This is a genomic window from Vagococcus sp. WN80Y, from assembly GCF_059621045.1.
The window spans coordinates 1-3,953 of record NZ_JCAQHY010000081.1 but is presented as its reverse complement, the minus strand read 5'-3'; the positions used below and the strand labels follow the sequence as shown (position 1 = coordinate 3,953).

The 3,953-nt window shown below is 33.7% G+C and carries 6 protein-coding genes; 5 read left to right on the top strand and 1 reads right to left on the bottom strand.

Features of this window, described 5'->3' with window-relative positions; genetic code table 11:
• The 5 genes from AC5KOD_RS03005 to AC5KOD_RS02985 all read left to right on the top strand — a co-directional run.
• A partial coding sequence (locus AC5KOD_RS03005) for a hypothetical protein (protein WP_496913057.1) occupies positions 1–190 on the top strand: 190 nt, incomplete at its 5' end.
• On the top strand, positions 142–351 hold the full coding sequence (locus AC5KOD_RS03000; protein WP_496913056.1) for a hypothetical protein: 210 nt from the start codon (positions 142–144) through the stop codon (positions 349–351). The genes AC5KOD_RS03005 and AC5KOD_RS03000, both read left to right, overlap by 49 nt.
• Before the next feature lie 605 nt (positions 352–956).
• Entirely contained in the window at positions 957–1,835 is an 879-nt protein-coding gene (locus AC5KOD_RS02995; protein ID WP_496913055.1) for a S8 family peptidase, read from the top strand.
• Positions 1,819–2,820, top strand: a complete 1,002-nt coding sequence (locus AC5KOD_RS02990; RefSeq protein ID WP_496913054.1) for a hypothetical protein — start codon at positions 1,819–1,821, stop codon at positions 2,818–2,820. The genes AC5KOD_RS02995 and AC5KOD_RS02990 overlap by 17 nt, the downstream gene beginning before the upstream one ends.
• A gap of 24 nt (positions 2,821–2,844) precedes the next feature.
• Positions 2,845–3,309: a hypothetical protein gene (locus AC5KOD_RS02985; protein ID WP_496913053.1), complete on the top strand. Its 465-nt coding sequence runs from the start codon at positions 2,845–2,847 to the stop codon at positions 3,307–3,309.
• A gap of 454 nt (positions 3,310–3,763) precedes the next feature.
• Here AC5KOD_RS02985 and AC5KOD_RS02980 read toward each other — a convergent pair.
• Positions 3,764–3,953: hypothetical protein (locus AC5KOD_RS02980; protein ID WP_496913052.1), on the bottom strand; the 190-nt coding region annotated here is incomplete at its 5' end.

Here is a 3,953-nt window from a genome sequence, read left to right as displayed (position 1 = left end):
CTTAACTCGGCAAGAGGTTGCCAAGTGGGAAAAAAGCGAAAACGGTGCTGGTCCCTTTTTCGCCTCAATGTTAGACTTTTATCTATCGGCTTATGAGACTTACCATCCTTATTTGGCTGTGCCTTACATGACCCATTGGCAGTGGCGATTGGCTGTCATCCAGAGTATATTGAACAAGAAGTGGCGCTAGCGCTTAAAGTAGATCTAACCGATGAGTTTTTAGGACGAATCGTTGAAGATACGGATCGAATTGGGGACGAGCCGAATGTAAAGGTGGTTACATCAGTGACCAAGGTGACGTTTGAGATGGAGTTTTCTGCGGTGATGGAGAAAGTGTTAGTGGAAGAGTAATGCTGGATAAGTAGGGAGTCTTTTGGGGGGAGAGGAGCTCTGCGTAGTATTACGGTTAGCATGTTAAGGATGCTTCGATTGGTCTTTGTCTGTAAAAAGCAGATAAAGGGATTATCTCAAATGAAATGACTGTTATTAATTAGTTGCACTACACTTATCTAAGGTTGTCGATTACGTTATCTACTCTAATTTCTAAGATTCCTATTTTTTGGGGATTTATTAGAAATTAGAGTTTCTTTTTGTGGTAATTTTGCTGTTAAAAGGACAGGAAAACGAGCGAGCTCAGTGAGAATATAGGCAACTTCTTCGTATTTCAATTTAGTTGATCTGTAGTATGGTTTATAGTCCAAAATATTGAATGTAATTGTCGGGATCTTTTTAGATTAAACATTCGATGACGGTTTCAGATGTTAATTCCCAAAATCATATTTTGAATTGATAGTTTAAGATAAAAAACGAATGTTTTTTAATAGACTAAATGTAGGTTAAAATTTTTATTTTTGTTCTTTTTTTACGCTTATCGATCTTTTTTTTAAAAAAAGTCTATCATTATAAAGTTTATTATGATAAAATAATGATATTACGATTAGAAGAAAGGGAGAGGAATGTTAAAAAAAGTTATTGTTTTTGTTGTTTTATTAGTGATTTTGATTGGAATAGTTTTTTTTAATACAGCTACTTTTTCGTCAAATGATCGTAAAATAAAAAACGAAAGGAAAAAGGAGCCTGCGTGGTATTTAGAAGAGTTTGTTAGTATCGATAAACCAACTAAAGAGATAAAGGTTGGAATTGTTGATGGGAGTATTGAATCCGATCATCCTGAATTTGAAAATATGAATATTGTGTCAATGAACTTTGTCGATAAAACAGAAAAAATTGATATGGCACACGGTACATCTATTCTAGGTTGCATCGCAATACAGTATAATCATTTCCTAAAAGCTAATTCTTTTGATCAACCACTACACATATATAATGCTGTTGTTATGTCAAAAGGCATAGTTAAACAAGAAAAATTAGTTGAGGGATTGCAGTGGTGCATTGAAAATGATGTTGACATTATCAATGTCAGCTTAGATTTTAAGCTTGTCTCAGAAGAATTGAGAGCTACTATATCTCAGGCTGAAAGTAAAAACATACCTGTTCTTTTTGCGAATGGCAACGGAAATTATACTTCAACAAAAAAGGAAAGACTATTTAATGACAATGTTATGTATATTGGATCTACAACTGAAGATAAAAAAATTGCAAGTTATAATGATCCTTCTCCTGATTTTTATTTTCCAGGAGACAATATTTATACAACTTCTACTAAAAAGTCATACGAATTTCAATCTGGAAGTTCATATGCGACAGCAATTGCAACGGGAAAATTATTAGATATTTTACTTCAAGATGATAAAAAAAATTCAATAGATAATAGTTTTAAGTATTTCAATCAGATAAAAAAAGAAAGAAGGTTTTACAATGAAAAAAACAATTAGCATGTTACTGACAGCTGTTATCCTTACAGGAATTGCTACTCAAACAGCAGTAGCTACAACTTATGATCCTATAAGTAGTTTAGAAAATGAGATATTAAACACTTTAGAAGATCAGTCAAATGATAATATAACTATTGACGAAGTAGATTTTAATTTGGCTGATGATGAATTGATTGTTAATGCTACCGCCGAAAAAAAATCTGAATCAGTTGAAGTCGATATTACAGCTAATTTAAATATGGCAGAATCCGAGTCGGATTCAGTAGAAACATTTGAAATCACTGAAAAGACAGAAGGTGGAACAACTGAGCAATTTGGACTGTTTTTTGGAACCATGGAGGAAAAAGAGCGATTAGAAGTTGCATATCAAAATGAAGAAAAATTGGTGCAAGATATTATTAATGATAAATATTCTGAAGATGAGCTAGAACAATTAGTTCTACCGACAAGCGAAATATTTGAAAACGAAGACAATCATATAACTACTGAAGAAGAATTAGAGGCAACTCCAATATTATTAACTAATTTATCTACAAATGAAGTCACTGAAATAGCACCTGACGACGGCATTGCTTCCGCGTCATACGGTATTCCACTTGGACTTGAAATAGCAAAGCAGCTTGGAGGGTGGTTATTAAGAAATCTGATGGCAGTTATTGTTGGAGGTATACTTGGTGTTGCTGCATCTTATATAGCAAAAAATGCTAATACAAGAAAATACTATTCACACTACAGAGTGGTTAGAACTGGTAAGATTGGCTTAGTTAATATGGGAGGGTGTAATATTAATTCAGCTGTTGCAATGATAAAAGTGAGGGCAGATGTATGGTCAACAAATAGTAGTAAGGCCTATCAAGTAGCAAAATATGCAGGTGGAGGAAAACGGAACCCTATACTAGATCCAGCTCATGGCAGAGGTAATTTTCAACACTATCACACTTTTAATAGAGTTGGTGGACATTCATTTTTTGGTTATGCTAAATAAAAATTATGATGTGGGTGGAATACTATGAATGAATTTATTACTTACTCAGATATTACAAATGAACAGTATAAAAAACTACTATCTTTCTTCTTAACTGAATGTGATTCATTTGAATGTGTTATCAGACATGACATAAATTTTCACGAAGAGTCTTCTGATAATCAATATGATGACAGCGCGTACCAATTATTAGAGGATTGTTCTAAGTTTCTGAAGAATCATCATAAAAGCACGCAATGGGCAGCTGCTGAAACCTTTGAACGTGCTGCCGATATTTACACGTTTGATTTTAATAAGTTCAGTTTAGATATTTTATTGCAGCACACAACAAAAATTTCTGACTGGCAAGGACCAAAATTTCCAGAAGATTTGTCTCTATATGATGAAGACAAACCTGTGCTAAAAATTATCGGTCATGAAACTATGACTATAATTGAGACTTCAGATTTAAAGTTAGAAGAGTTAAAATTGGAAATCCCACATTTATAAAAAAAAGTTGTCTTTTGGTAACTTGCATCATTGTCAGCTATAGATAACGTATAGTTGTTATGGAAACAGTTTTGAATGATTCAAGTGTTACTTGATTTTATGTCAGAGAGTCTTGTAATGACCAATGAAATAGGAAGTGCCATGGTGACAATAAGTTTGAGAAAGTCGACCTAGTCAACTATATACGGAAAACTATCTTGGTGACTATCAGTTATTCTGATTTTCACCAAGATAGTTTTCTGTTGTCAGAGAGTTTTATTTCAGCCTTAGAAGTTAGCTATTTTTTATAAGTAAAGATAGTGGCACCAATTATTAGTGACAGCCCAATAAGTATAGGAATGAATCATAGATGATGAGTAAAATTAGCAAAGTGATAGGCTGACAACCTATCACTTTGCTAATTTTGAAGAGTTTAGTACAAATTGACACTCTGTTTTATTCAGTAGTCGTATTGTTAGAAAATTTCTACGGTAGACGATCCAAGGGGAAAGGTGGTTACATCAGCGACCACGGTGACGTTTGAGATACCGCGTTTGAAGTTACCGGTGACTCTTGCTAGCAGATATTGCTCATTATCGGGCGTTGATTTCGATAGGTCTTCGAGCAATTTTTGAGCTTTTGTTCCTTTTAGAATCATGATTTGT